This window comes from Streptomyces sp. NK08204, assembly GCF_020400585.1.
Lineage (GTDB): Bacteria > Actinomycetota > Actinomycetes > Streptomycetales > Streptomycetaceae > Streptomyces.
Genome location: NZ_JAINVF010000067.1, coordinates 1 through 1,471, shown reverse-complemented (window position 1 = coordinate 1,471; position 1,471 = coordinate 1). Strand labels below are relative to the sequence as shown.

Sequence of the window (1,471 nt, the reverse complement as noted above, 5' to 3'; positions counted from 1 at the left end):
CTTCGACGCCGCGCTCGGCACGGACGAGGCCGTCCTGCTGCCGGTGCGCCTGGACCTCGGCGCCACGCGCGCCCGCGCCGCCACCGGCACGGTGCCGCCGCTGCTCCGCGGCCTGGTGCGCGCGCCCCTGCGGCGCGCCGTGGAGGCGGGCGACGGCGGCACGGACGGCTCGCCGCTCCAGCGGCGGCTGGCCGGCCTGGCGCAGGACGAGCAGGACGCCGTACTGCTCGACCTCGTCCGCAGCCGCGTCGCCACCGTCCTCGGCTACGCCGACCCGGCAGCCGTCGAACCCAGCCGCACCTTCAAGGAGTTGGGCTTCGACTCGCTGACCGCCCTGCAGCTTCGCAACGCGCTCAGCTCGGCCACCGGGCTGCAGCTGCCCGCCACCCTGGTCTTCGACTACCCCACGCCCGCCGTGCTCGCCCGCCACCTGCGGGCCGAGCTGCTGGGCGCGCACACCGACGGACCGGCGTCGACCGCGCCGTTGGCCGGGACCGACGACGAGCTGATCGCGATCGTGGCGATGAGCTGCCGCTACCCGGGCGGCGTCCGCTCGGCCGAGGACCTGTGGCAGCTGCTCACCGAAGGCCGGGACGCGATGGCCGGCTTCCCGCAGGACCGCGGCTGGGATCTGGAAGGTCTCTACGACGCCGACCCCGACGCACCCGGCAAGTGCTACACCCGTGAGGGTGGGTTCCTGTACGACGCGGGGCAGTTCGACCCGGCGTTCTTCGGTATCTCACCGCGTGAGGCCGTCGGGATGGACCCGCAGCAGCGGCTGCTGCTGGAGACGTCCTGGGAGGCCTTCGAGCGGGCCGGTATCGACCCGGACACCGTGCGTGGCAGCCGGACCGGCGTCTTCACCGGCGTGATGTACCACGACTACGGGATCACCAGCTCGGGCAACGCCGGCTCCGGCAGCATCGTCTCCGGACGGGTGGCGTACCACTTCGGCCTCGAAGGCCCGGCGGTCACCGTCGACACCGCTTGCTCTTCCTCGCTGGTGGCGTTGCACCTCGCGGCGCAGGCGCTGCGGCAGGGCGAGTGCACGCTCGCGCTGGCCGGCGGTGTCACCGTGATGTCCACGCCGGGCTCGTTCATCGAGTTCAGCCGCCAGCGTGGCCTGGCCCCGGACGGCCGCTGCAAGCCGTTCGCGGCTGCGGCCGACGGTACGGGCTTCTCCGAGGGCGTGGGTGTGCTGCTGCTGGAGCGGCTGTCGGACGCGCGGCGCAACGGGCACCCCGTCCTTGCCGTGCTGCGCGGCTCGGCCGTGAACCAGGACGGTGCGAGCAACGGCCTGACGGCGCCCAACGGCCCGGCGCAGCAGCGCGTCATCCAGCAGGCGCTGGCCGGCGCCCGGTTGACGCCCGAGCAGATCGACGCCGTCGAGGCGCATGGGACGGGCACGACGCTGGGTGACCCGATCGAGGCGCAGGCACTGCTGGCGACGTACGGCCAGGAACGCCCGGCT

At 74.0% G+C, this 1,471-nt stretch carries 1 protein-coding gene; it reads left to right on the top strand.

Annotated features, from left to right (window positions below; all coding sequences use genetic code 11):
• Positions 1 to 1,471 (top strand): type I polyketide synthase (locus K7G59_RS34315; protein WP_225840655.1); only part of this gene is annotated, 1,471 nt, incomplete at both ends.